The organism is Thermomicrobiales bacterium, from assembly GCA_041390825.1.
Lineage (GTDB): Bacteria > Chloroflexota > Chloroflexia > Thermomicrobiales > UBA6265 > JAMLHN01.
Window position 1 is genome coordinate 1 of sequence record JAWKPF010000047.1, and the last position, 25805, is coordinate 25805.

Annotated in this window: 24 protein-coding genes; 6 read left to right on the forward strand and 18 right to left on the reverse strand. The window is 62.0% G+C overall.

Translation table 11 applies throughout. The features are described 5' to 3' along the window. The 11 genes from R2855_18300 to R2855_18350 form a co-directional block, all read right to left on the reverse strand. A partial coding sequence (locus R2855_18300; GenBank protein ID MEZ4532949.1) for a hypothetical protein occupies nt 1–332 on the reverse strand: 332 nt, incomplete at its 3' end. Nucleotides 333–351: 19 nt separating this feature from the next. Beyond that, complete coding sequence (locus R2855_18305; protein MEZ4532950.1) at nt 352–1257, reverse strand: ABC transporter permease; 906 nt, start codon at nt 1255–1257, stop codon at nt 352–354. Further along, nucleotides 1254–1409, reverse strand: a complete 156-nt coding sequence (locus R2855_18310; protein MEZ4532951.1) for a hypothetical protein — start codon at nt 1407–1409, stop codon at nt 1254–1256. Before R2855_18310 ends, R2855_18305 begins: the two co-directional genes overlap by 4 nt. Nucleotides 1410–1740: 331 nt before the next feature. Further along, a complete protein-coding gene (locus tag R2855_18315; protein MEZ4532952.1) occupies nt 1741–1989 on the reverse strand; it encodes a hypothetical protein in 249 nt (82 codons plus the stop codon). A 58-nt stretch (nt 1990–2047) separates the two neighbouring features. After that, the gene (locus R2855_18320) at nt 2048–2188 is read right to left on the reverse strand and encodes a hypothetical protein (GenBank protein ID MEZ4532953.1); all 141 of its coding nucleotides are present in this window, start codon (nt 2186–2188) and stop codon (nt 2048–2050) included. Nucleotides 2189–2964: 776 nt separating this feature from the next. Further along, complete coding sequence (locus R2855_18325) at nt 2965–3129, reverse strand: hypothetical protein (protein ID MEZ4532954.1); 165 nt, start codon at nt 3127–3129, stop codon at nt 2965–2967. Nucleotides 3130–3370: 241 nt separating this feature from the next. Beyond that, a complete protein-coding gene (locus R2855_18330) occupies nt 3371–4360 on the reverse strand; it encodes a TIGR03557 family F420-dependent LLM class oxidoreductase (GenBank protein ID MEZ4532955.1) in 990 nt (329 codons plus the stop codon). Between the two features lie 102 nt (nt 4361–4462). Continuing rightward, nucleotides 4463–5230, reverse strand: a complete 768-nt coding sequence (cofE, locus tag R2855_18335; protein ID MEZ4532956.1) for a coenzyme F420-0:L-glutamate ligase — start codon at nt 5228–5230, stop codon at nt 4463–4465. After that, the gene (gene cofC, locus R2855_18340) at nt 5227–5868 is read right to left on the reverse strand and encodes a 2-phospho-L-lactate guanylyltransferase (GenBank protein ID MEZ4532957.1); all 642 of its coding nucleotides are present in this window, start codon (nt 5866–5868) and stop codon (nt 5227–5229) included. Before cofC ends, cofE begins: the two co-directional genes overlap by 4 nt. Further along, nucleotides 5865–6821 (reverse strand): 2-phospho-L-lactate transferase, encoded by a 957-nt coding sequence (gene cofD / locus R2855_18345; GenBank protein MEZ4532958.1) that lies wholly within the window; start codon nt 6819–6821, stop codon nt 5865–5867. Before cofD ends, cofC begins: the two co-directional genes overlap by 4 nt. A gap of 119 nt (nt 6822–6940) precedes the next feature. Further along, on the reverse strand, nt 6941–7351 hold the full coding sequence (locus tag R2855_18350) for a PPOX class F420-dependent oxidoreductase (protein ID MEZ4532959.1): 411 nt from the start codon (nt 7349–7351) through the stop codon (nt 6941–6943). A 261-nt stretch (nt 7352–7612) separates the two neighbouring features. On the opposite strand from R2855_18350, the gene R2855_18355 reads away from it, so the two are divergent. The 3 genes from R2855_18355 (at nt 7613) to R2855_18365 (ending at nt 11631) form a co-directional block, all read left to right on the forward strand. Further along, nucleotides 7613–8020 carry a hypothetical protein gene (locus R2855_18355; GenBank protein ID MEZ4532960.1) on the forward strand — a complete coding sequence of 136 codons (408 nt, stop codon included), beginning with the start codon at nt 7613–7615 and terminating at the stop codon, nt 8018–8020. Between the two features lie 1161 nt (nt 8021–9181). Beyond that, entirely contained in the window at nt 9182–10702 is a 1521-nt protein-coding gene (locus R2855_18360; GenBank protein ID MEZ4532961.1) for an FGGY family carbohydrate kinase, read from the forward strand. A gap of 101 nt (nt 10703–10803) precedes the next feature. Then, the gene (locus tag R2855_18365; GenBank protein MEZ4532962.1) at nt 10804–11631 is read left to right on the forward strand and encodes a PIG-L deacetylase family protein; all 828 of its coding nucleotides are present in this window, start codon (nt 10804–10806) and stop codon (nt 11629–11631) included. A gap of 102 nt (nt 11632–11733) precedes the next feature. On the opposite strand, the gene R2855_18370 is transcribed toward R2855_18365, so the two are convergent. Next, nucleotides 11734–12285, reverse strand: coding sequence for a YceI family protein (locus tag R2855_18370; GenBank protein ID MEZ4532963.1), 552 nt, complete (start codon nt 12283–12285; stop codon nt 11734–11736). A 256-nt stretch (nt 12286–12541) separates the two neighbouring features. Here R2855_18370 and R2855_18375 point away from each other — a divergent pair, with 256 nt between their 5' ends. Further along, a complete protein-coding gene (locus R2855_18375; GenBank protein MEZ4532964.1) occupies nt 12542–12916 on the forward strand; it encodes a helix-turn-helix domain-containing protein in 375 nt (124 codons plus the stop codon). A 75-nt stretch (nt 12917–12991) separates the two neighbouring features. Here R2855_18375 and R2855_18380 read toward each other — a convergent pair whose 3' ends face one another. Beyond that, nucleotides 12992–14836, reverse strand: coding sequence for a ribonuclease J (locus tag R2855_18380; protein MEZ4532965.1), 1845 nt, complete (start codon nt 14834–14836; stop codon nt 12992–12994). Nucleotides 14837–15040: 204 nt separating this feature from the next. On the opposite strand from R2855_18380, the gene R2855_18385 reads away from it, so the two are divergent. Then, nucleotides 15041–16405, forward strand: coding sequence for a UDP-glucose/GDP-mannose dehydrogenase family protein (locus R2855_18385; GenBank protein MEZ4532966.1), 1365 nt, complete (start codon nt 15041–15043; stop codon nt 16403–16405). 160 nt (nt 16406–16565) lie between these two features. Here R2855_18385 and R2855_18390 read toward each other — a convergent pair whose 3' ends face one another. Then, a complete protein-coding gene (locus R2855_18390; protein MEZ4532967.1) occupies nt 16566–17336 on the reverse strand; it encodes an SDR family oxidoreductase in 771 nt (256 codons plus the stop codon). A 125-nt stretch (nt 17337–17461) separates the two neighbouring features. On the opposite strand from R2855_18390, the gene R2855_18395 reads away from it, so the two are divergent. After that, nucleotides 17462–18694 carry an aminotransferase class V-fold PLP-dependent enzyme gene (locus R2855_18395; GenBank protein ID MEZ4532968.1) on the forward strand — a complete coding sequence of 411 codons (1233 nt, stop codon included), beginning with the start codon at nt 17462–17464 and terminating at the stop codon, nt 18692–18694. Here R2855_18395 and R2855_18400 read toward each other — a convergent pair. From R2855_18400 to R2855_18415, 4 genes are all read right to left on the reverse strand, one after another. Continuing rightward, a complete protein-coding gene (locus R2855_18400; protein ID MEZ4532969.1) occupies nt 18633–20129 on the reverse strand; it encodes an ABC transporter permease in 1497 nt (498 codons plus the stop codon). The two genes, R2855_18395 and R2855_18400, sit on opposite strands and share 62 nt — an antisense overlap. A gap of 325 nt (nt 20130–20454) precedes the next feature. Further along, a complete protein-coding gene (locus tag R2855_18405) occupies nt 20455–21504 on the reverse strand; it encodes an ABC transporter permease (protein MEZ4532970.1) in 1050 nt (349 codons plus the stop codon). A gap of 167 nt (nt 21505–21671) precedes the next feature. After that, entirely contained in the window at nt 21672–24131 is a 2460-nt protein-coding gene (locus R2855_18410) for an ABC transporter substrate-binding protein (protein MEZ4532971.1), read from the reverse strand. A 118-nt stretch (nt 24132–24249) separates the two neighbouring features. After that, nucleotides 24250–25805, reverse strand: a 1556-nt coding sequence (locus R2855_18415) for a sialidase family protein (GenBank protein ID MEZ4532972.1), incomplete at its 5' end; no start/stop codon positions are given.

A 25805-nucleotide genomic window follows, 5' to 3' on the forward strand; every position in this document is an offset into this window, starting at 1 on the left:
GCGATGGTCGTTGGCGATGTCCATTCCCATCGCTCGGCCAGCAACAGCTCCAGATTGCCATCATTGTCGAATTGCAGCAGCGAGTCGTACACCGAATGCACGATCGACCACCCAGTCGGTGCATAGGTAAGGGCTGGGTCGAGGGTGTCCGGCTCCGAGCTGAGGTCGATGGTCAGCGAGACCGACCGGGAAATGGCTGAGGCTTCCGGGGTTTGCGCCGACACGCGGGTTTGCGTGAGCACGGCCGCTCCCAGCCCCATTCCCAGCGCCCCGAGCAACTGTCGCCGGTTCAGGTTCCAATCGTCGACTGTTCGTATCCAATGTTCACCCATAGTTCGTTCCTTTCGTCGATTACAAAAGCGGCGCCGCCTGCCGCGTTCCAAACCATTCGCCGATCAAATGAAATCCAAGTACGGCTAGCGCGATGAAGCACCCTGGCACGACCGGCACCCACCAGGCGGTGAGCATCGTTTCGCGTCCATCGGCCACCATGCGTCCCCAGGTGATAGCGTCGACTGGCATCCCCAGACCGAGATAGCTCAACGCCGCCTCGAACAGGATCACCGCCGCCATCTGCTGCGTCGCCAGGACCGCGACCGTGCCGGCCAGGTTCGGAAGCACGTGCCGCCGAATAATCCAGAGTCGGCTCCCGCCGATCGATCGGCTCGCTTCGACAAACTGCGTCTGACCCAACGCACGCGCTTGCAACCGCACAACGCGCTGATACGCAACCCATCCGGTCGAAAGCAGCACCAGGAAGACCAGTAAAAAACCAGGGTCGAACAATGCGGACGCCGCAATGGCAACCACCACCACCGGCAGCGCGATCTGGACATCGACCATGAATCCAATCACCCGGTCGATGCGCCCAGGTCGTAGTCCGCCCAGCAGACCGAGCAGCGTGCCGATGACGAGGGATGCGAGCGAGACCGCCACTGACAAGAACAGCGTGATCCGGCAACCGGCAAGCACGCGCGCCAATTGGTCACGTCCGAGTTGATCGGTTCCCAACGGATGCTCCCAGGTTCCCCCGAAGAAAGCCAGAGGCGCGAGCCGATCGCGCAATACCTGTTTGTCTGGGTCGCCTGCAACCATCGGTCCGAACAATGCCAGGATCGTCAACAGCGCAACGATCGCGAGTCCAACCCAGGCTCCCGCCGGATAGCGCGGCAGCGCGCGCCTCCGCCTGGGTTCGTCCGCCGCGACGGGAGCGTCGGATCGCGCGAACGCCGGCCGCATGGCATTGGTGGGCATCATTGGAATGCCCCCGAGACCGCCGCTTCCCGCAAGCGAGGATCGACTGCCAGGGCAACAGCATCGGCCGCGAGATTCGCCAGCACGATCAGCACGGCAACCACTGCCACGAACGCCTGAATGACCGGCAGGTCCCGGCTGGCGACCGATTGCATCGCGAGTTGGTCCAATGCCCGGCCAGGCGAAGACGACTTCGACCGCAATCGCCCCGGCAACCAGGAATCCGCCAACGAGTCCCGCATAGGCGATCGTCGGCAACAACGCGTTTCGCGCGATATGCCGCCAAAGCACAGCTCTCCCCGGAAGACTCCGCGTTCGCCGTGCGCACATAGTCCGCACGCGCCACATCCGCCACCGATACCCGCACGATGGCGCACTGTGGCTGCGGTGGGGAACGCGGCCAGCGCCAACGCTGGCAAGATCAGTGAGTCGAAACCACCCGGCCAGACGATGGCAACCATCCAAGCCGCACGCTGAACAACAGGATCAACACCGTGCCCAGCCAAAAGGCGGAAACGCTTGTCCCAGCACGCCGACACCGCTGGCCAACCAGCTGATCGGGCGACTGTTGTGCGATCCCGCCAGCACTCCAAGCGGAATCGCCAAGAGGAGCGAAAGGAGGAATGCCGTGCCGGTCAGAACCAATGTCGCGCCGAGGCGTTCCAGCACCAACGCCATGGCCGGTTGCTGCGTGCGCCATGAAGTCCCGAAATCGCCCACGGCCGCATGCCGCATGTAGTCGAGATACTGCTCCGGCAGCGACTCGTCCAGCCCGAACTTGCGCGCAGCGCGGCTACATCGGCCGGATCGCCCCGGGCGGAATCAACGCATCGGCCGGGTCGCCGGAAAGCTGCAACATCAGGAAGACGATGCTCATGGCAGTCGCCACCACGAGCACCGTGTACAGGATTCGAGTTGCAAGCGATCGCGCCATCTGCGAGCGATTCCATTGGGCGTCGAATGGCATATCCATTCGCGCTGGCATGACGATGCTCTTCGGAATCGCCACGCGCGCCTTCGGCCATCCGCGGCAACAAAAACGCCCGCAACGGCTGGCCGTCGGGCGTGGAACGATTTCAAGGGATTCGCAATACCGAGCCAGGCGGACCGCCGGCTGCAATTGCGCCTTCTCCCATCCTGACTCTACCGTTTCCGAATTTCACCGGATCGTGCAACTGGCAACCAGCCGCTCGCGGGCTTTCACCGCCGGTCGGGACCGGCCGTCATAGCACGCGGCCTCACCTAAACCGAAGGCTGATTTCTCGCAAGTCTATCGCACGATCCTGCGAAACGCTAGAGGCAGCTCAAGACTCAGAAATGATGACGATCACGTTCCGGTGCGCCATGGCTCATCCCTGAAGCAGAACGGCATGCCCGAGTGCAGCGTAAGGTGAGCGAGTCTGTATCGAAGAAATGGAAGAGACGAAGCCGCCATGGACCTGCTCGAACGCCTTCTTGGCTCGATGACCGGTGGGCAACGAACCTGGTTTCGATGCCTGCTTCCACTCAGATGCGCACTCAACCAAGCGTTCGACATCGGCCAGGAAACTATCCACGCTACCTTCGGTCATCTGATTGGCAGTGTCATCTATTGGACCGATTGCACGAAAGGCGCCAGAGCCGGGACTCCTCAGACCAAGACTGGTCTCGCAAGTCTCCGCCTGACTTCACCGAGGCGTACGACAGGTTCGAGCGATTCTCGCTCGGAATTCAAGCGACGAACGGTTCGACGATACCTTCACCGACACTTGGGATACGAAACAGACATTCGGCGCAGCCATCCTGCATGTCCTCTTGCACGACGATGAGCACCGCCAGGAAATCCTGCACATCCTCAACCGTCTTGGAGTGGAAAGCGGGCCTGAGATCGATCACGCCCTGTGGGACTTCGTGAGGCGCGGACTCTGTTCGCCCGATTCCGACTAGCCTCGAGAGCAGCGTCGCCACGGCGCCAATCGAGCCGCTGTGTCGGCTGAAGCTGCACCGGCTTGTCAGCCAGCATCGGCGCACCAACCCGTTCCACGCGAGTCATGGGCATAGCATTCGGGAATAAAGAAAGGCGGGGCAAGAACTCCCCGCCTCGCAACACGTAATTCGCCAACCGCTCTTCGGCTTCTTATCTGCCCCACGTCAGCTTCGGAATCACCTTCTCGCCATACGTCTTGATGAACGGCTCCTGATTCCGGTTCACATTGTGGACATAGATCTCGTCGAATCCGAGATCGATGAAGTGCTGCAGATACTCGACATGCTTGTCCAGATCGGCGGTCGTCAGCACGCGGTTCTTGAAGTGCTTCCCTTCCACCATCTTGGCCATGATCTCGAAATCCTCGGGATTGCGAATATCCCCCTTGGGGAACGCCATACCGCCGTTCGGCCAATCTCTCACCGCGAGATCGATCGCTTCCTGCTCGGTATCGGCCAGCGATACCTTGACCTGGATCATCTTCGGCATGGTGCTCGGATCCTTGCCAGCTTCGGTGGCGCCCTTCTCGAACCGTTCCATCAGCATCTTGAGCTTCTCATCGGCTGCGCCCACCAGAATCAGACCATCGGCCATCTTGCCGGTGCGATACGCCTGGATCGGTCCAGCGGTGGCGATGTAGATCGGCGGCGGCGTATCTGGCAGCGTGTAGATACGCGCGCTTTCGACATTGAAGTGATCGCTCTTGTATTTGACGACCTTGCCGGTGAAGAGCTGCTGGATGATCTCGATCGATTCGGCCAGCCGTGTCAGGCGCACCGGCGCCTCGGGCCAATATTCGCCGGTGATGTGCTCGTTTAGCGCCTCGCCCGCGCCCAGTCCGAGAAAGAACCGCCCCGGGAACATCGCTTCCAGCGTGCAGGCCGCTTGCGCAAGGATCGCCGGATGGTAACGATAGCCCGGCGGGGTGACGCCGGTACCGAACTTCAGCTTGGTCTCGACGCCGAGCGCCCCCATCCATGACCAGACGAAGGCCGAATGCCCCTGCGACGGCACCCAGGGATGAAAATGGTCCGACGCCATGATCGCCCCGAACCCCTGATCCTCGGCCAGTTTCGACCACGTCAGGAGATCTGTCGGATGAAACTGCTCGAAACTTGCCGCGTACCCAACGATTCCCATTCCTGCTCCTTCATGCATGCGCCGGGCGAGTGTTGCTTTGTTTCATGATACGGCGAACGAACTCCTTCGGCCCCTGGACCCTGGACACCGGACCCCGGACCCTTATCGAAACATATCCCGCCCAGACTCCAGCACGAGATCCTGTCCGCTGCCATGCGGCATCGAGAGGGGCGGCACGTACCCACGAACGAGCGTAACCGGCCGCCGGTCGAGCTTGTTGGCGACCAGTTCGGCCGCGCAGGCGAGTTCATCCGCCACGGCAATAACGGTGACGTGCAGCTCATACCCCGCATCGTCGTATTGCCCGCGGTAGTCGATCAGTGCTGGCAATCCCGCGACACCAATGGCGACATTGACGATACCCACGCGCCACGGTCGCCCAAACGAGTCGGAGACGATCACACCGAGTTTCACCCCGAAACGGTCGCCCAGACCCCGCCGGATCGCATGCGCCGATGCGTCAGGATCCACCGGCAGCAAGCAGACGGTGTCCGATTCGACGTTCGAAGCATCGACACCCGCATTGGCGCAAACGAAACCATGCCGAGTTTCGCTTATGAGCACACCGCGGTCCATCCGCACGATGCGCTTCGATTCGCGCAGCACGACTTCCACCTGGCGCGCATCTTTGCCCCATTGCTCAGCGAACTCGCGCGCAAATGGCGAAGGCTCGATCGTTCTAAGATCGACCAGCCTGCCTTCGGCCTTGCTGACGATCTTCTGAGTGACCACCAACACGTCGTCTTCCAGCAAGCCGATGCCTGCTTCCTCGATCGCGTCGCCGATCATGCCAACCAGATCGTCTCCCGGCTTGACTTCCGGAAGCTTGGGCAGACCGATGATTTCCAACGCGGTCACGTCCTCGCTCATCGCGCCGCCCTCCCCACCCCGGATGGACTGCGGAACACCTCCAGCTCCGTCAAATCCTCGGGTGTGTCGAGGTCGAACGAGGTGCCCAGCGATGTCGCGGTGACGGCGTCCACACCCAGTCGACCCGCCTCGTCCTGATGCCTGCCAAAACTGCCCTCGCCGAACTGAAACACGAACGGCTCACCGAATGCGTCCAGCCGCACCATCAGGGCGTTGGTGCCCATGCGGTGCCTATCCGGCGCAATCACGACTGGCGCATCCCGGCGCAGCACGTTGTCGATATCGGCGCTGGTAACGAGCGGTAGATCCGCCGGAAGGATGAGCACGGTCGACACGCCCATTTCACGCGCGAAATCGGCTGCCTGCTCGAGCGCCGGATTGAGCCCCGGCCGTTCCGGGTCTTGCATGAGTGGAATGATCGACGCATCGATCCGGCCGACTTCTGCCAGCGCGTCCTGGTCCGGGCTGATGACGAGCACATCGGCGCGGGAAACTGTTCCCAGCGCCGCGCGCACCACCCGGTCGAGCATTTCCCGCGTCAAAGCCGCGCGCGCCGCCGGATCGAGCACCGGAGAGAGGCGTGTTTTCCCATCGCTCAACGAGCGGATGGGTATGACGATTGCCGCGCGCGCGCTCATGCGTGCGCCGCTTCCGTGCGCAGTGACAACCCGAAATCGATCACCTCACGGCCAAGCCGGGCGCGGTCGTCTCGGTCGCCCATGATGGTCTGCAGCGCCCGGGCGGGAATGCCCAACGCTTCGATCTCCGGCATCGCGGTGGCGTCTTGCAGGTCGAGCACATAGCCGTCGAGCAGCGGGCGCAAAATGTCCGCCACCCCGACCGCGCTCGCCGCATGGCCGAGACTGCTCAACATCTTGTCGGCCGGCCCCTTGAGCGCCTTTCCCTGGATGATCGGACTGACCGCCACACGTGGCGCGTGGCACTGTTCCACCGCCGCGCGCAGCTCGGGCAATGCCAGCAGCGGACCGATACTAACGATCGGATTCGACGGACAGAAGACGATCAGGTCGGCCTGCCCGATGGCATCGACCGCCTGCTGGTTTGCCACCGCTTGCTCGATACCTGCGAAAAGCACCCCTGTCACCACATCCTGCTGTTGCCGCCGGACGAAATAGTCCTGGAATGCAAGTTCGCTATCGGCCGTCTGCACCATCGTCGCCACCGGGTCGTCCGTCATCGGCACGATACGCGCCGATATGCCCAATCCATCCGAGAGGCGCCTGGTCACCTCGGTCAAGGTCTGCCCCTCCCGCAACCAGGCGGTGCGCAGGATATCGGTCGCGAAATCCCGATCCCCGATCAGAAACCAGGTCTCCACGCCGTACGCGGCGATACCGTCGAGCGTGCCACGTGTATCCCCGGCGATACCCCACCCGGTCGCGGGGTTCGCGATCTCGCCCAATGTGTACATCACCGTGTCGAGATCGGGCGAGATCCGCAGTCCGTAGAGCTCGAAATCATCCGCGGTGTTGACCACCACCGTGAGTTCGACATCGTCGAATGCGTGCATCAGTCCCTGGGCCATCTTCGCCCCGCCGACACCGCCCGCAAGTGCCACGATCCGCGTCATATCGTTTTCGTCATCCTGAATTGCTCACCCAATGGTTCGGCCAGGGCGCCTCGGGCTGTTGCTTCGCCAGTGCGCGAATCACACGACCGCGCGTCGCCACGAAACCCGCATGTGGGCCGCTAATCTTCGAACCCGTGCGTATCCACCGAATCGATTTTCAGAGTCAAGGTGATCCGGTGCTGCTTGCCGAAGATCTCGGCCATCTGGCGGTCTGCTTCCTCGGCCCCTTCGTAGCGTGTGGTCACGGCACGCATGGTCTCTTGTCCGCGTTCCGCGTCGTTGTCGACCTCGATCCTGCCGCGCATCGCCACATAGCGCTGGCCCTCCTCGACGCACAAGGAAACCCGGCCGTCCCGCATCAGGTTCTTGTCCTTCATGCGGCCCTTTTTCGTGTTCATCAAGATCGTGTCACGGTCGATCGGGAGATACCACATCACAGTTTGTTGCGGACTGCCATCGGCATTGACCGTGGCCAACACACCGAAGCGAACTTCGCTCAGAAAGTCGAATGCTTGTGTACTCAGCTTCATAAGACCGCAGCTTCTCCAGCTTATCTCGCGTAAGGACATCCTGTTCGCGCAAGCATACAGCCCCAACCGGCGCCTTGTGCCATCGGGTCGTCCATCGCCTGCGGACGCTTGCGTGAATCCGATCAGCTCGAGACCACTGACCGGCTCAGGCCAAACTACATGATTTCGTGAATAGCTGGCAGCGCGCACGCGCGATAGGCTGAACCAGAGGAGATGTGTTGCCTCGGAGTTGTGATGACAGATAGATGGAGAATAAGGCGAATGGATGATCGACAGTTCGATACGCTTGTCAGGAAACTCGGCTCGGCGTCCAGCCGCCGTTCGTTTCTCAAGGGACTGCTTGGCGTCTCAGGCTTCGCGGCGACCGGTTTCGTCGTGCGCGATCAGGCTTTGGCAGCCCGCCGGGGATACAGCGGTCCCAGTCTGCCAACTGGCCAACCGCCTGTGCAGACACCCGCTCCCACGCAGCCGCCAGTGCAGACTCCAGTTCCCACCCAGCCCCCGGCGCCTACCGCGACCCCGACCGAACCGTCCGGCCAGATCTGCATTCCGGTCGGGGATCCCTGCACCGTCCAGCAGACTGCCGAATGCTGCACGAACGCATGCTGCTTCCCTTCCCTGCACGCCACCGTCGGGCACTGCTACGATCCCGCGATCGGATGCTATTGATCGCCATTGATTGCATACATCCAAGTCGACCGAACGTCCCCAGCAGTGCTGGAGACGTTCGGTCGATTCACGACTAGAAACCGTGCCAGCTGGCGCTATCGCCAGGGGACGGCTAGATCGCCTCGCACACCTCCGTGCAGGTATTCGCGATTGCAGAGCACACCGATCCTGCAGGACACTCGGGCGTCGTATCGCAGTCGATGGTCGAACGGAACTGCCCGCAAAACGAACCACCCCCATCGGCAGTCGCTTCGCATATCAGGCACGGAGCGCAATCCGCGTCTTCCGAGCACGGCGTCGCGCACGTCCCATTGACCAGGCAGATCTTGCCGCCCGGGCAGGTGGCGCAAATCCCCCCGCATCCGTCGGAAGCACCGCATGAGTTCTCACCGCACGTCGGCGTGCACGGCAACTTCGGCCCGCTGAAACCGCGCCGAGCCGCATCGGCCCCGTCGAGACCCAGCGACACAGCGGAGACAGCTGCGCCCGCTCCAAACAGTCCCTTCAAGACATCGCGGCGATTGCGTCGGGATGCCAGACTCTTCACAAGACCATCGAATCGGTTCGTATCCATTACGAGTTCTTCTCCATTTGACTCAAACTACAACTGACGTCGAATTCGACCCATCCGGGCGAATCGCCCGGATTCCGGGACACTACGGGAAGCACAACCCCTGAACTTCGCACTCGGCCTTGCATTCGCCTTCGACGCAAACGTCGGTTCCTGAACACGTGCAGATGCCTCCGCACTTGTTCGAAACACCACAGCGCTCTTCTCCGCAATCCGGCACACACGGGTTCCCAGGAAGTGGCGGGCCGCTGAACCCGCGCCGCGCGGCCTCTGCGCCATCAGCAGCCACGACGGCCGCCCCACCCACGACGGTAAACCCAAGAATCCCTTTCAACACCTCCCGGCGGTTCCGCCTGCCCGCCATCGAAACCACCAAACGATCGAATAACGTTGCGTCCACTACCCAATAACTCCTCTATTCCGAAAACGACTTATGGCCACACCGGCCGACAGTCAATCTAGCGATTGCTTGCGTAGTCGGTCATCAGTCAAATCACCTATTTCCTGCAGATCTGCCGAAACAAAGATCGAGTCGCTACGTACGCTCCGGTACACTGCGCGCATGCACGCGCAACCGGAGCCCCGCTGACATGTCGAGTTCTGTTCTCCCGGCGGCCGCCAGACCGCCGTTCGTGTTGGCAATCGATATTGGAACCTCGTCGACGCGCGCGATCCTCTATGACGCCACCGGGCGAGCGGTCGAAGAACGTCATGCCCAGGTCTCGTACGAGATCGAAACGAGCCATGATGGCCGTTCCACGTTCGATGCCTCGGAACTCCGCCGGCTGACCGAAGCGGCCATCGACGAGGTCTGCATCGAAATGGGCAACATGTCCGTTGCCGCCGTGGGGATCTCGTGTTTCTGGCATAGCCTGGTGGGACTCGACGAGCGGGGGGAGCCCATCACCCCGATCTTCTATTGGGGAGACAACCGCTCGGTCGATCAGGTCGACCAACTGCGCGACAGACTCGACCAGCAAGCTTGGCGCGCCCAAACTGGATGCGTCTTTCACTCCAACTATTGGCCGGCAAAGCTGCTCTGGCTGAAACAGACCGACCCGGAAACCTTCGCCCGCGTGCGTCAATGGACCGCTCCCACCGGGGTCATGTCCCGCGCGTGGCTCGGATCCGATGCCATCTCGCTGAGCATGGCGTCGGGCACCGGCATGGTCGATCTCGCAGCCGCGCAGTGGATATCCGGGTTCGGCGACGTCCTCACCATCGAACGGGCGACTCTCCCGCCCATCATCGACCGCGACGAACCCGCGCAGCTCGTCCCCGAATACGCTGCCCGCTGGCCCCAACTGGCCGGAGCCGATTGGTTTCCGGCACTGGGGGATGGCGCCTGCGCCACGATCGGCTCAGGATCGACCAACCAGTCGCGCATCGCCATGACGCTCGGCTCGTCAGGAGCCACAAGAGTGCCGGTAACCGCGCCGGTCGGCGCTCGCCCTCCTCTTCATGACAATCTCTGGATCTATCGCATCGATCGCCAGACAGCGCTCTACGGTGCGGCCATCAGCAACGGCGGTCTCATGCTCGATTGGACGCTCGAGGTGCTAGACGACCCTGAGGGCAAACTGCGATCCCAGGCAGCGGCGCTCGAACCCGGCTCGCATGGGCTCAGCATCTTGCCGTTCCTCTCCGCCGAACGCTCGCCGATCTGGAACGATCGTGCCCGCGGCGTGATCTCGGGACTCTCGCTGGCAACCACGCGGGCCGATATTTTGCTCGCCGCCACCGAAGCGGTTGCCTTCCGCCTGGCCGATACCTGCGACGCGGTGCGCGCGATCGCGCCCCAGAACGCGACGATCATTGCCAACGGCGCTGCCCTGCTCAAGTCCGACCTGCTCCTGCAGATCGTTACCGACACGCTCGATGCGCCCATCGTGGCCCTGGACGAGTCGCTCGAGTCTGCCGCGCGGGGCGCGGCTGTCCTGGCGCTTGCCGTCATCGAGCCGGCGGCGACACCGTTCGATCCCGTCGCTGGCGCCCGAGTCACCGAGCCCGATCCAGCGCGTGCCGATCGCTACACCGCCGAACGCGGCCGGCAAGAAATGCTTCTGAAGCTCTTTCAGCAACCTGACTCGCCGTGGAACGCCAAGACATGAGTGCTGACTTCACGGGTGTACTCGTCCTACACTTTCCCTATCAGCGCGCCGAGAATGACACGACGCGCTGATCTCTTTGCTCGCAGTTCGAGGACGTTTACATGCTCGATTTCACTGGCACCCAGGTCGTGGCCGTTTTTGCTCATCCCGATGACGAGGCATTCACTATTGGCGGCGCTATCTCGGCGTTTTCCGACCGTGGGGCAACTGTGACATTGGTGACTGCCACCCGCGGCGAACAAGGCGAGATCGCGCATCCGTCGTTGGCCACTCCGGATAACCTGGGTGACGTGCGCGAGCAGGAGCTGCTCGATGCCGCTGCTATCCTGGGCATCTCATCCGTCCGCTTTCTCGATTTCCGTGATTCCGGCATGTACGGCACCGACGCCAACCACCACCCGCATGCGTTCATTCAACAGAAGCCGGAAGCAGTAGCTGAAAAGCTCGCCGAAATCCTCGAGGTGATCCGCCCTGATGTGGTGATAACGTTCTCGGAGGAAGGCGGCTACCTCCACCCGGACCACATCCATATCTACGAATCAGTGGTCGCCACCGGCCAACTGCGACCCGACCTGGTGCCGCATCTCTATCTCAGCTCGTTCCCGCGTGAATTCTTTCTCGAGATCGCCAACCAGGATCACGGCGCGTTTGCCGGTATGTCCGAAGAACGCCGCAACCGAATGGGGCAGCCAAAGTCCGCCTTTACCCTGGTTGCCAATGTCGAGCCGTACATCGAGCGCAAGGTCTCGGCGTTTGCCGCTCACAAGACCCAGCAACCGAAGGAAGGCGAACGCGACTTCCTGGAAAGCGACGAGGCCCGCCGCCAGTTCGCAATGCACGAGTACTACATTCACGCATCGACCGACGAATCGGCGCCCGATCCGCTCGTTCGCCTCGCCTCCGACCTGCCAGGCTCGACGGTCAGGTAGGCCAGTCGCGCCCCCGGACGAACAAGGAAGAAACAACACACGAGCGCGGCCGATTGGCCGCGCTCGTTGCTTCGAATAGCTATTGATGGACCAGGCCGAGAACTACTGCTTGGCCACTTCCAGTTCGAGACTGATCTTGATCTCCTCGCCGACGAGCACGCCACCCTTCTCGAGCGTGGCGTTCCAGCCGAGCCCATAGTCCTTGCGGTTGATCTTGGTCTCGCCCTCGAAACCGGCCACATCGACGCCCCAGGGGTTTGTACCCTCACCGGTCTGCTCGGCCTTGATCTTTACGGCGTTGGTCACGCCGTGCATCGTCAACTCACCGTGAATGGTGAAGTCGTCGGCGTCTTCGAAGTCGATCGAGGTGCTCTTGAAGGTAATGGTCGGATAGACCGCGACATCGAAGAAATCAGCGGAACGCAGGTGCTCGTCACGCTTGGCGTCGCCAGTCGTCACAGTCGAAGCGTCGATCGTGACATCGACCGTCGAATTCGCCGGGTTGTCGTTGTCGACCACGATCGTGCCTTCGAACCCGCGGAAGTTGCCGCGCACCGTCGAGAACATCATGTGCTTGACGGAAAATCCGACCTGCGAGTGCGATGCGTCGATCGCGTAGGTGGTCGTGCCGGTCTTGGTGCTGGTAGCGCTCATCGAGTCTGTTCCTTCTCCGTTTTGATACGCAACTTGTTAGTCACTTACCCTGTGACTTACACTTCGTCAGCGACTATATCGCAGCTCCTAACAATTGTCAAGGGGCTTACGATGAGTTAGAATGGTTGCAGGATCAACTGCCATGTCGCATCCCGCGACCGTCGCATTGCAGGACCGATCTGCACTGCAGGTGGCAAACACCGATGGTTCGTTTGGCGGGCACGCGTTTCAGCAGCCGTACGAGAAGTGACCTACCATGAACGATGGACGATTTCAGGAAAGCTTTTGCCCCAAGTTTCACAAGTCGGTCGAACTGATCGGCCGGCGATGGACGGGGGCGATCTTGCGCGCCCTGCTCAGCGGGGAAAACCGGTTCAGTGACATTGCGCATGCTATTCCGGGCTTGAGCGACCGCCTGCTTTCGGAGCGCCTCAAGGAGCTGGAGACGGAGGGCGTCGTTACCCGCGTCGTCTATCCCGAGACACCAGTGCGCATCGAATACCACCTCACGGAGAAGGGCCAGGATCTGGGCCTGGTCGTGGAGGCGATCTCCGACTGGTCCGCGCGCTGGGCGTGCGAGGAATCTGCCGCATCGGAGTCGCCCGAGTTGGTCGTCATCTCCGCCAACTAACGCACGCTCGCAGATCGAGGGACCACCCGAGCCGTAGCGCGAATCGACTGACGACTGTCCACGGCAGGTCCCGGATCAGACCTTCGTAAGCACCGGCACGATCAACGGACGGCTCTTCGAGTTTCGATAGAGCGATTTCGCGATCGACTCCTTCATGCGCCGCGCGTAGAACGATGGCTCGACTTCGCCCTTTTTCTGCCGGCCCATCACCTTGCGCAGCTCGTCTTCGGCCTGATCGAGTCGTTGCGGCGTGAGATCCGATTTGAGTGACCGGCCGATCAAATCCGGTCCGGCAATGATCTCACCCGTCTCTCGCCGCAGCACTACCGAGGCGAGCACAATGCCATCGTCGGTGAGCGTGTCTGGCGTGCGCAGGATGACCTGACCGCCATCCCGCTCCCCTAACCGGTCGACCAGCACCGAACCCGATTTCACCTTGCCCTTCGGGGTCAGCTTGTCCGCCGTGAACTCGAGCACGCCCCCGATCTCCGGGAAGAAAACCCGATCGCGGGGAACTCCGGCCGATTTCGCCAGCTCGCGGTACAGCGCCATATGCCGATACTCGCCATGGATCGGCACCACGAACTTCGGCTGCACCAGCTCGATCATCTTCTTCAGCTCGTCACGTCCCGCGTGACCGGAAACATGCACCCCGCGTTCGATGGCGCTGTACACCACCTCGCAGCCGCGGCGGAAGAGATTGTCGATCGTGCGCGTGACCGTTTCTTCGTTCCCCGGAATGGGTGTGGCAGAGATGATGACAACGTCGCCACGCGCCACGCGCAATTTGGGATGCTCGCCCATGGCGATGCGCGCAAGCGCCGCTGCCGGTTCACCCTGACTTCCCGTGACGACCAATAGCCGCTTTTCTGGCGGCATCCGGAGCGCCTCGTCCAGCGTCACCAGCAATCCGGGTTCCGGGTCGAGATATTCGAGCTCCTGCGCCACGCGCGCGCTCTGCTCCATGCTGCGCCCGGCGACCGCGACCTTCCGTCCACTTCGCTGGGCGGCATCGAGCGCCATCTTGAGCCGGCTGATGTTCGATGCGAAGGTGGCGATGATGACCTGCCCCTTCGAGCGCTCGATCACCCGCCGCATCGTGTCATAAACCACCCGCTCGCTGGGAGTCGACCCTTCGCTCTCGACCCTGACGGTATCCGAAAAGAGCGCCAGCACACCAGCTTCCCCCAGCTTCCGCAGGCGGCGCTCATTCGTCGGCTTGCCCATGATCGGAGTTGGGTCGAACTTGAAGTCGGCAGTGTCGATGATCGTCCCGACCGGCGAATGCACCGCAATCGCGTTCGTGTCCGGGATCGAATGCGTGACGTGGATGAACTCAGCCGAGAGCTTGCCCAGCGCAATCCGCTGGCCGAGCTGAATCGGCCGCAGATCGACGTATTTGTCGGTTCGGTTCTCGCGCATCTTGTGTTCGAGTAGGCCGATCGCCAGCGGCGATCCATAGACCGGCACCGGGTCCTTCGGCTTGAGCTGCAACATGATGAACGGCAAGCCGCCGATGTGATCCTCATGCCCATGCGTGATGAGAATCGCGCGGAGGTTCTTTTCGCGCTCCTTCACATAGGAGACATCGGGCACGATGAGGTCGACGCCGAGCTGATCGTCTTCTGGGAACTTCGCCCCAGCGTCGAGCAAGACCAGGTCGTTTTCGTATTCGACCACCGTGCAGTTCTTGCCGACTTCGCCCACTCCGCCCAGCGGAATGACGCGCAGTCTTCCGCGTGGCCCGCTGACGCCGCGTGGCTCGGCCGGTTTGTCGCTCTTCGCCGAACCCTGGCGCTTGTTCGCGCCAATCGTGCTTTTGCCTGTCTGTGTTGGCGCCGCTGCCGCTGGTTCACTGGCCGCCGGGCGTCTGCGCCGTCGTCGTGGTGTCTGTGTCGAGGATGTCTTCGTATCGTCCAATAGCTGCTCCGTAGAGTCGTTTTGTCAAGTACGGTGGCATGGATGGCTGCAACGATCCATGCAAAGTCATATCAATCTTACCGGCAAGGGACCGATAACCGTCGCTCCAGCCAAGAATGCTTGACAAAACATCGTAGAATTCGCGCTGCGGTTGGCGCAGGCACGCGCCCGATTCCACTCAAAATCTCAGTAAGGATGCGCACGTTGGAGATCACTATTTTCGGTACCGGATATGTTGGTCTGGTGACAGGCACATGCTTCGCGGAAGCGGGCAATCATGTGATGGGTATCGATATCGACCCGAGCCGGATTGCGAGATTGCGGCAAGGCGAATCGGTCATCTTCGAGCCCGGCCTCACCGAAATGCTCCAGCGCAATCTGAAGGCTGGCCGCATCGAGTTCACCACCGACGCGAAAGCGGGAATCGATCACGCCTCGGTCGTCTTCATTTGCGTTGGCACACCCCCGCTGCCAGACGGCTCGTCCAATCTCTCCGCGGTCGAGGCTGTGGCGCGCACGGTTGGTCGATATATGTCCAGGGAGACCGTTGTCGTCGACAAGTCGACGGTTCCGGTCGGAACCGGCGATCGGGTGAATGACATCATCCGCGACGAGCTCCGTATGCGTGAAGTGGACATCCCCTACGCGGTGATCTCGAACCCTGAGTTCCTGAAGGAAGGCGCTGCCATCGACGACTTCATGCGGCCCGACCGCATCATCGTCGGCAGCAACGATCCCTGGGCCACAGAGCTCATGCGCGAGCTCTACGCCCCCTTCAATCGCAACCACAACCGCCTGATGGTGATGGATCTGCGATCGGCCGAGTTCACCAAGTACGCCGCCAATGCTCTGCTCGCTACCAAGATCTCGTTCATGAATGAGATGGCGAACATCGCCGAGCGCATCGGTGTCAACATCGAGAACGTGCGCGTCGGTATTGGTTCCGATCCACGCATCGGCTATTCGTTCATCTATCCCGGTTGCGGATACGGCGGTTCCTGCTTCCCCAAGGACGTGTCGTCCCTCGAAAAAGTCGCCGAATCGGTCGGCTACGACGCGCAGCTCGTGCGTGCTGTCAATCGGGTCAATGACCGGCAAAAGGACATGCTCTTCGAGAAGATCTACGCCCACTTCGGCGGCGACCTGCGCGGCAAAACCATCGCGCTGTGGGGTCTGGCGTTCAAGCCGAACACCGACGACATGCGCGAGGCGCCCAGCATCAATCTCATGACCGCGCTGTGGGACGCTGGTGCGAAGGTTCGAGCATACGACCCGGTTGCAATGAAAGAAGCCGCCCATCTCTTCGAATCGGCAGTGAATGAAGGCGACCTCATCCTGGCCGACGACGCGGAGTCCGCCCTTTCCGGCGCCGATGCGCTGGCGGTCTGCACCGAATGGCGCGCGTTCAAGATGCCCGACTTCGATCTGCTCCGCTCCGAGCTCAGGACCCCCGTCATCTTCGACGGCCGCAACATGCTGGATCCGATCCGGGTCGAGCGCGAGGGGCTCATCTACTACGGCATCGGCATCGGCGTGAACCAGCACACACGCCAGCTAGCAAATGCATAGGCAATAGGGCGAGTCCAGTTCGCCATTGATGCGGGCGATCAATGACGTTCGAGTCACACGAGCGTTCCATTTGCGGCAAGCGTCTGCGATCCAAGCCAGCGCTTGGCGCCGCGCTTCCAGCTCGATGCCGGTACCTTCCCGCCAACCATGGCGCTGGCGTCTATCGCCGCCAGAACCCGCCTTCTGAGTTCATCACCTGACCGGTGATCCACCCAGCTTCCGGGCTGCACAAGAACGCCACTAATCGGGCTGCGTCCTCGGGCAGCCCGATCCGGCCCAGCGGGAACTGCGGCAACAGGATGTCCCTGAGTTCATCGCTCATCCAGCCGGTATCCGTCGGCCCCGGGTTGACTGCGTTGATCGTGATGCCGCGCATCCCCAGTGTGGGCGCCGCAGATGTGGTGAACGCCTCGACAGCCCCCTTGCTGGCCGCGTATGCGAGCTCTCCCGGCATCGGTCCCAGCCCCTGCCCAGAGGTCATGTTGACCACCCGGCCGCCAGAATCCCCACTCCACTGGCGCACGAAGGCCTGGGTCAACAACGCCATGCCACGCACATTGACCGCGTAGTGATCGTCGAGCTGTTTGGCAGTGAGTTCGTCGATGTCGCCATTCGTCGAAAACGCCGCATTGTTGACCAGGATCGACACCCCTCCAGTCCGCGCCAGCACCGTCTCCATCAGCGGTTCAATTTCGCCAGGATCGGAGAGATCGACCTCCATTCCGAATGCCTCGACCCCAGGCCCCTCGAGCTCAGCGGCAAACGATTCGTGCCAGGTGCGATGTTCCCCACCGTGGACCGCTGAGTCGTACTTCGTCCAGCCGGTGAAGCAGATCGAAATGCCGTCCGCTGCCAGCGCGCGGCAGATTGCGGCGCCGATGCCAACTCGTCGTCCCACCCCGGTCACCAGGGCCCATCGTCTTGCGCTCAATCACGTCTCCGTTCCGGGAAACCGCTATCGGCTCCCTTGTATACTGCGCCCGAAGGCCAGACCAATAGGGGTCCACCTGTGTTCGTCATCGCGTCTGTAGTTGCTTCGCGAGGTTTGGGTTGCCCGTGTCAGCCAATTCGTTGAAAGAGCTCTTCCTGCTCGACCCCGAGGTCACCTTTCTCAATCACGGTTCGTTCGGCGCCTGTCCCATTCCTGTTTTCGAATCCTACCAACGCTGGCAACGTGAGCTGGAGCGGCAACCGGTTGAGTTTCTCGGCCGCCGTATCGAAGGGCTGCTTGCGAACGTCCGCGAAGAAGTCGGAGCCTATCTCAACTGCCCCGCGGATTCAGTTGTCAACATCATGAATTCGACCTGGGGCGTGAACCTCATCATCCGCTCCCTGGAACTCGAAGAAGGCGACGAGGTGCTCACCACCAACCACGAGTACGGCGCCTGCACCATGGCCTGGGAATGGCTGCTGAATAAGATGGGCGCCCGCCTGGTGCGGCATGAAATCCCGCTCCCGGTCACCTCGCACGATGAGATCGTCGAATCGATGTGGGGCCAGGTCACCGAACGCACCAAGGCCATTTTCCTCAGCCACATCACCTCGTCCACCGCCCTGACCCTTCCTGTCGAACAGCTCTGCCAGCGCGCGCGCGAGGCCGGCATCCTCATCATCGTCGACGGCTCGCATGCGCCTGGCCAAATCCCGCTCGACATGACCGCGCTCGGCGTCGATGTCTACACCGGCAATTTCCACAAGTGGCTGTGCACGCCCAAGGGCTCCGCGTTCCTCTATGTGCGCCCGGAAGAACAGGGTTGGGTAGAGTCACTCATCATCAGTTGGGGCTGGGGACGACGTGGCGTGCTCGAACCCTCGACCTTTATCCAGCGCAATGACTGGCAGGGCACCCGCGATCCGTCGGCCTTTCTCGCCGTTCCAGACGCCATCAAGTTTCAGGCGGAACATGACTGGCCCTCGGTTCGCGCTCGTTGCCACGAGCTCGCCCGCGAGACGCGCCAGCGCATTGCCGACTACAGCGGACTCGACCCGATCCACCCTGACTCGCCGGAGTGGTACACCCAGCTCGTCGCCTGTCCGCTGCGGACCAGCGACCCTATCGAGCTCAAACGCCGCATGTACGACGAGTATCGTGTCGAAGCGCCCATCGGAACCTGGGGCGGTCTGAACATGGTGCGGGTTTCCTATCAGGGCTACAACGACCACGACGATCTCGAGCGCCTGATGACCGCCGTAGAAGCGCTAACCGAGCGCGGACCGCGCCGCAGCTTCAGCGTTGATCGCGCAATCGGGGATCGACGACCTGTTCCATCGCCAGCGCCAGCAACGTGAAGGCCAATGCCGTCACGATGATCAGCACACCAGGGGGGATCACCCACCACCAGTAACCGACATAGAGCGCCCCGGTGCGGAATCCCGATTCCAGCATCTGCCCCCATGTCGGGATCGACGGGTCACCCAACCCCAGGAAACTCAACGACGCTTCGGCCAAAATGGCGGCCGGCGCCGCAAAGATCATCTGCGCCACGATGAACGGCGCCACCTGCGGAAACACATGCCGGGTCATGATGCGCCGGCGCGATGCCCCCATTGCCTTGGCCGCATCGACGATGTTCCCAGTCCGCAACGAAAGCACCATCGATCGCACGAGAATCGTCAACCCGGGCCAGCTGAACGCGACCAGCACCAGCAGGATCACCGACAGATTCGGCCCGATGATGAACACCAGGAAGATCAGCAACGGCAGGAGCGGCACATTCGACACAATGTCGGCCGCCCGTTGAATCACCGAGTCCGTCGCGCCGCCCGAGTAGCCGGAAATGATGCCCAGGCTCGCCCCAAGAAAGGTGGACAGGATCGAAGTCACGATCGCGATCAGCAACGCAACCGGGAACCCGTACAGCAGCCCTTCCCAGAGATTCCGTCCCAGCGAATCGGTCCCCATCCAGCCATAGACATTGCCGCCGTAGACATTCTCGATCGACTGCACCGAATCGTCGGCATCCGCGGCCAGCATTTGCACCCTGAGCGTGTAGGCGCCGGTCAATGCCTCGAACCCGCTCTGCGTTGGAACGGCAAAGAGCGCCTGGTTGAGATCGCCGGTATCGACCGAGGTGGAGCCCGAGTCTGGATACTCTTGCGCGAACCACTCCTGAATCGACTGCTGCGCGGTGTCCGACTGTGTCAGCAACATCCGCTCCGGGGTCTCGAAATAGCGTCGATACGGCGCCGTTTCACCTGGGCGTGGAGCCGGAACCGCCAGATTCGCCAGCCGAATCTCCCCACCGTCTGGCCGCAGCAACGTGACGACAATCACTGGCGCCCGGCCACTGAAGGTCACTCCCGCAATCGTGGTGGAAAGAAACGTCGGGAAGGCGCTTCCGCTCTGGTCGATGGACCAGTCGTAGTCGTACACCGTCGCCGGACCGCGCTCCTCGGAGTTGGCTGGTTCGGTCAATGTCACTGACTGGTTGACGACCGCGTTGTCGTCCCAGAGCGCCGTCCACTTGGGCGCGACCGCTTTCGGATTGTCAGCCCACGCCTTTGGCGAGCTCCAGACGCTGGATCCGAAATCGCTCGGATAGGTCAGCAGCACATACGCCGAGATCGCCAGCATTACCGCGAACATCAGCAATCCGACCCGCCCGGACCAGCTCCCAATGAGGATTCGCCACGCCCCGCGAACCGAGAACGTCGCAACATCCCGCACCGGCGCCTCGACTTCGTCGACCGGCACCGCCTGATCCAGCGCGGTCCCTAGCTCCATGGCGTTACCGTCGTTCCGACCGAAGTGGAGGAACCGCTCGTTCCCCGCATACAACCTCTTGGCGCTCGCAACGGTGGCCGAGCTCCGTGGGAACAAGAGATCCCTCGGCAAGCTCGGGATGACGGGCTCTCGTCATCCCGACCGAAGCACGCGCCTTTCCCGTCATCCCGACCGGAGTACGCGCCTTCCCTGTCATCCCGACCGGAGCGAAGCGCAGTGGAGGGATCTCTCATCACCCCGCGCACACGCCGCCGATCCTGAGACCGGGTGGCCACCCAACAAGAGATCCCTCGGCAAGCTCGTGATGGCGGCACGAACGTGTCCATCAGTACCGCACCCGGGGATCGAGCACCACATACAAGATGTCGAGCAGGAACCGCGCCAGCAGATAGATCAACGTGAAGAGGAAAGTCAGCGCCACGATCACGCCTTCGTCCGGTGTGCCGACGATGGCGTCGTAGTAGAGCCGCCCCATTCCGCGCCAATTGAAGACCGTCTCGGTCAGAATCGACCCGCCCAATGAACCAGCCAATCCCAGCACCAGGCCGGTCACGATCGGAGCAGCTGCAACCCGGAGAATGTGTCGCCGGTTGATATGCCCTTCGGACAGCCCCTTGGCCCGTGCGAGCTGCACATGGTCTTCCATCGCGGTGGTAACGGTCATGGTGCGCACTGAATAGATGTACGGCCCCACGCTCACCAGCACCAGCGTCATCACCGGCAGGATCGCGTGCTTCGCCAGATCGAGCCAGCGGTCCAGTCGATCTTCGGGCGGCGGAACACCATACATCCCTCCGGCCGGGAGCCAGTCCAACCGAAAGGCAAAGACCAGGATGAAGAGAATTCCCAGCCACCAGGCCGGCACCGCGAACGACACCGCCGCGAAATAGGCCACGCTCCGGTCGAGCTTGCTCCCGACCCGGGTCGCCATGCGCACACCGACCAGCAGACCGATCGTGGCCGTGATCACCGACGCTGTCGTCAGGAGCAGCATCGTGTACGGCAGTCGCTCCTTGACGATATCGGAGATCTTCGAGCTCCCCTCCGCAGTTCGCAACGAGCGCGCATCGCCCAGATCGAGTGTCAGCACACTCCAGATCTGGGACGGCATGCGCCGCCACCACGATTCATCGAGACCGTAGAACTCTTCCAGCTCCGCCTTACGGGCGGCAACCGCCGCTTCCAGCTCAGCGGGATCCTTGATGGTTTGCGCTTGCGCCTGTCGGAACCCGCGCAGTTCCTCGTTCACCTGCGCGGAAAGCAAACGGTCCGAATACCCGGTTGCTCCCAGTGACACGACCAGCAGCACCAGCACCGCGACCAGCACTCCAAAGAGCGTGAGAGCGCGCATTCCCAGGGTCTTCGCAACGTTCACGTCACGTCCGGTCGAGCGCTCCTCTCCCCGAAGGGAGAGGCGCCAGGGGAACGGCCATCCGGCCGCCCAGCATCCAACATGTACCCGTCAGGCCGATCATCTGCACGCGAACTCCGGTCACTGGACCCTGGCCCCTGAACTCTGGACTCTGGACAGTTAACCTCGCCCTACACCCCGATCTCCAGATCGACCCGTTGCATGGCCACCTTGGCCAGGTCGCTGCTCGAAGCCAACACCACCAGTTCGTACAATCCCGGGAAGAGCATGGCGCTCACCGCGGGATCGATTTGGATCATGAAGCTTCCATCGCTCCCGTCGGCCGCGCCGTTTTCCAGCACGTCGCCGGTGGCTGAGTCGATAAAGGTGTATTGCACCCCGAGCTCGCCCGGTCCTTCGACCGTCACCGGAACGGCAATGTCCCCGCCCAGTTCGATCGCGCCGGGAACCTCCACGCTCACCGTCAGGCTTGGGGCTTCCCCAAAACGGAAATTCTCGACCGTAAACGGATATCCCTCCGGCCGGAAGGCATCGAGTTGCGCGAACTGGGCTGGCGGATCGTAGCGGGTGAGTTGATAGGGACCATTTGCAATCACAAGGAGGTTCGTCTCATCGAACCACGCTTCCGCAGCCTCGTAGCGGGCCTTCGCTTCGTCCTCGGTCACGATCGTGGCGCCACCGATCTCGAAGACGCCTTCGGGAATCGTCCCCTTGCGCCCGAACTCTTTCACCGAGCGCAGCACCAGCCGCGCGTCCGATTCGGTCACCAGGCTGATCCATGGCACGCTGAAGCGAGCCGCGGTCGTATCCGAATACGCGCCGGTTCGCTTCTCGAAGACCACATCGTCCATTGCCGCCAGGAGTTCCCACGGTGTGGAAACGCCAGTCGGTGAGGCATAGGAGGCGATATAGCCCTCCTCGAAGTGCCAGTAGTCCACGAAGACATCGACCGTCGACTCGCCAAAGAGATATCCCTTGAAGGTCTCCAACAACGGGCGCGCTGTGATGCCGATTGCCGTTTCGATCTGGATCTTGTCCTCGTCGTAGGCAATCTCGTACCCCTGAGCGATCGGATAGATCACATCCGCCATCGTAATTGGCTGTCCGTGCTGCCAGGTGGCGCCGAGGAACTTCGCATAGTCGAAGCTCACCTTGCTCTTGGCGGTCGTTCCACTCGCGACCGGCGCCCACACATTGTTGGCCGAATCCCAGACCACGGCTTCCGCCGGCACGTCCAGCGTTCCGTCCGGTCCGGCGGTCTCGACCGTGAAGTCCGCCCGGAATGCTTGCGGCAACCCGGTGAACGGATGATTGATCACTGGCGGATCGATCAGGTTCTTGTAGATATCAGAGCTGTAGGCGTCGCCGAACCCGCCGACCGGGTTCCAGGTGGTTCGCTCGGTCCACACCCAGAGATTGCCTACCTTGATATCGGTCCGTCCCGGAATGTCCGCCCCGCGCAAGGCGAAGAGATTGCGCGGTCCGCTGACGATATCGACCGTCAGGTTCTCGACCTCGGTACTCACCGGGAAACTCTGCAATGCCGTTACCATCCAGACCCGCACCGACTCGTCGAGCGCCAGCTGCACCATCTGCTGATAGAGCGCATCGCGGTCCGCCTGGCTGGCGAACTCACCGCGGTAAAGCTGCTTCCCGAGCGTATCGAGCTGCTCGTTCTCGTACTGCCAGTAGCCCACTTCCTGCCAGCCAGGCATGTTGCCCAGCCACGGAGCGGCAAACTGGTTGATCCCCGCGTCGTCGTATCGCACCGGCGCGCCGCGGCTCCATCCTTCGGTGTAGATGTGCCATTGGAAGGTCGCCGGATCGCTGGCATAGACAGCCAACGTGGCTGGTCCGAACTGCTGGTAGACCGGCGCCACCTGGAACCCGACCTGCTCCAGCGCGGAACGTGTCAGATCGCCGATATCTCGTCGCTCGTCTTCCACCCGGGTGACGATCTTGATCTGGATTGGGTTGCCGTCGTAGGTCCAGAGATCCCCGTCCTTGGTCGCGCCCGCTGCCGTCATTGCAGCGTCGATCTGCTGCGTGGCCAGTTCGGCGTCGTAACGGATGTTCGCCTGACTCACCACTGGGAAGATCGTGAGCTGGTCGTAATCGGTCGGGCTGATGTTGGTCAGCATCGGCAACGCCCGGCCCTGATAGATATCGTTGGCAATGAAATCTCGATCGATCAGGTACTGCATTGCCTGCCGTACCTCCTTGATCGAAAACGGATTCAGCGCACCCTCCGGCGCTGGCGCGGGATTGAGGATGAGCGATACGGTCGAAGCCGGCGCATCGATCAATCGAACGCTCTCGTCACCTTCGAGACTCTGCGCGCCGGCCGTCTTCAACCCAAAGATGTAGAGATCGATGTCGCCGTTCTGGATGTTCAGCGGCGCCTGATCGACGTTATACGCTCCAAAGGTGATGGTATCCGCTGCCGCTCCGACACCGCCGGCCGCTGGGCTCGCGTCCTGCGCCGCAGCCAGCATCGGATCGCGCAACAGCGCCCCAATTGCCGGTGCGGACAGCCCAAGCGCCACCGCCTGGCCGATGAACGCCCGCCGGCTCAATTCTCCCCTGGACAAGCGCGACAACAATTCGGAAAGCTGGCTTGCTCGATTCATTTCTGAACTCTCCTGAATCGCGATATCGATGTTGTGTGTCGCAGCGCCGCCACGCATCAAGTCGTCGTGGTCTGTAGGAGCGCCATGCCGATGCGAAGGGCAACCCAACGGGTCTGCCCTAGCTGGTCGGAGTCCCAACAGCCTCGGCTTCGTCCGCGTCCTGCGCCGAACCTTCCGATCCACCTTCGGAACCGGCCTCGGGTGTACCGCTATCGGGTTCGGCAGTTCCTGCCTCCGGTGTCATGCCCAACTGGGTCGAGATCGCGTCGAGCTGCTCCTGCAGGCTGTCGAATCCAAACTCCGTATAGAACGATGCGGTCGCGATGTTGCCGGTCTCATCGAACGCGCGAATCTCGGTCGGCCCCTCACCGGTCAACGGCATGTAGATGCTCGTTTGGAACTGCCCCTCGTCGTCAGTCCGGAGCTGCGCGGTGATCACACCACTGACATAGAGCTGAATCGCGCTGTCCGATTGGAACCCGAAACCCTGGATGTCGACGATGCGGCCCGCCGAACCCGACGGGGGACTCAGGAAGAGACTGGGCGGCTCGATAGCCGTTTTTCGCGCGAAGCCGATTTGCTGGCCGTACCCACCGTACTCGCCCAGGCGCGTATCCGGCCAAACCAGAAAGACATCCTCGTCGGTGGCCGCGATTGCCATGTAATCGCCGATGAACCGGCCACTCGGGAAACCCTTCATCGGATTGGACGGGAAGTCGGTCACGCGCGTGTCGGGAACGGTCAGATTCTGGTCTTCCAGCGTGAACCCGAAGGTCTCACCCTGGTCGGTCGATTCGGTGTAGTAGATGTGGTACTTCAACCGAACCGGGTCGTCCCGCTGATCGCCCCACATGATGTGCAACGCTCCATCGGGACTCACTGTGATTTGCGGGAAGAACTGGCTGGCATCGGTGCCGTCGTTGTTCACCTGAATGGCAGGATCCCAGTTGTCCCCCCCGTCGAGTGACCGCAAGAGAATGACATCGCTGTCGTCCGCTGGATCCTCGAACGAGCGCGCCCCCTGCACAACATAGATCTCGCCATTCGGTCCCGTCGCCATCGACGGCAACGCGCCATAGCGGAAACTGGCGGTCCGCAACCGATACGGCACTTCGCGGAAGGTTCCCGCTGCCACCGGACGCGTAAAGGTCGCTCCGCCGTCGGCTGAGGTGGCAAAACCCACTGTTGCCAGGCCGGTATCGGCGCCGTCATCCGTCGAGTCGTACCAACTGATCGCCAGCCGTCCATCAGAGATCACCGCAACCTGCGAGCCTTGCACCACGCGGGACGAGAACGTTCCCTCGCCAGTCTGTTGCTGCGCGGTGTCTTGTCCTGGCGCGGCGAGACTGAACCCGGCGAACACCTGCTCGCTCACTGGGACCGGCGCGCTCCAGGTCTGCCCACCGTCTTTCGACGCGACCACCTTGATCTGGGTTCCGAGGAATGGATTCGAGAGGAACGCCAGCTCATCGGCATAGAGCACTGCCGAGGTCTGCTCGAATTCGGTATACGAGAGATAGATGATGTCCTGGTCGGGATCGTCCGGATTCGGACCGGTCGTCAGCCACGGCTTGTCGAGATCGACCGTGGTGATCGTGCCGCGCTCCTTCCCTTCCGCGTCGATGTTGCTCACGGTCGAAACCGCGCCCGAGGCCGCCAGCTGCGGTTCTGTCC

What these genes read in the sequence shown, in the direction of transcription:
- R2855_18350 (MEZ4532959.1), bottom strand. Translation starts at nt 7,351, where the DNA reads ATGAAGCTGAGTACACAAGCATTCGACTTTCTGAGCGAAGTTCGCTTC.
- R2855_18370 (MEZ4532963.1), bottom strand. Translation starts at nt 12,285, where the DNA reads ATGAGCGCTACCAGCACCAAGACCGGCACGACCACCTACGCGATCGAC.
- R2855_18305 (MEZ4532950.1), bottom strand. Translation starts at nt 1,257, where the DNA reads ATGATGCCCACCAATGCCATGCGGCCGGCGTTCGCGCGATCCGACGCT.
- R2855_18330 (MEZ4532955.1), bottom strand. Translation starts at nt 4,360, where the DNA reads ATGGGAATCGTTGGGTACGCGGCAAGTTTCGAGCAGTTTCATCCGACA.
- R2855_18410 (MEZ4532971.1), bottom strand. Translation starts at nt 24,131, where the DNA reads ATGAATCGAGCAAGCCAGCTTTCCGAATTGTTGTCGCGCTTGTCCAGG.
- cofC (MEZ4532957.1), bottom strand. Translation starts at nt 5,868, where the DNA reads ATGAGCGCGCGCGCGGCAATCGTCATACCCATCCGCTCGTTGAGCGAT.
- cofE (MEZ4532956.1), bottom strand. Translation starts at nt 5,230, where the DNA reads ATGAGCGAGGACGTGACCGCGTTGGAAATCATCGGTCTGCCCAAGCTT.
- R2855_18365 (MEZ4532962.1), top strand. Translation starts at nt 10,804, where the DNA reads ATGCTCGATTTCACTGGCACCCAGGTCGTGGCCGTTTTTGCTCATCCC.
- R2855_18355 (MEZ4532960.1), top strand. Translation starts at nt 7,613, where the DNA reads ATGGATGATCGACAGTTCGATACGCTTGTCAGGAAACTCGGCTCGGCG.
- R2855_18320 (MEZ4532953.1), bottom strand. Translation starts at nt 2,188, where the DNA reads ATGGCGCGATCGCTTGCAACTCGAATCCTGTACACGGTGCTCGTGGTG.
- R2855_18315 (MEZ4532952.1), bottom strand. Translation starts at nt 1,989, where the DNA reads ATGCGGCATGCGGCCGTGGGCGATTTCGGGACTTCATGGCGCACGCAG.
- R2855_18400 (MEZ4532969.1), bottom strand. Translation starts at nt 20,129, where the DNA reads ATGGAGCTAGGGACCGCGCTGGATCAGGCGGTGCCGGTCGACGAAGTC.
- cofD (MEZ4532958.1), bottom strand. Translation starts at nt 6,821, where the DNA reads ATGACGCGGATCGTGGCACTTGCGGGCGGTGTCGGCGGGGCGAAGATG.
- R2855_18375 (MEZ4532964.1), top strand. Translation starts at nt 12,542, where the DNA reads ATGAACGATGGACGATTTCAGGAAAGCTTTTGCCCCAAGTTTCACAAG.
- R2855_18360 (MEZ4532961.1), top strand. Translation starts at nt 9,182, where the DNA reads ATGTCGAGTTCTGTTCTCCCGGCGGCCGCCAGACCGCCGTTCGTGTTG.
- R2855_18310 (MEZ4532951.1), bottom strand. Translation starts at nt 1,409, where the DNA reads ATGCAATCGGTCGCCAGCCGGGACCTGCCGGTCATTCAGGCGTTCGTG.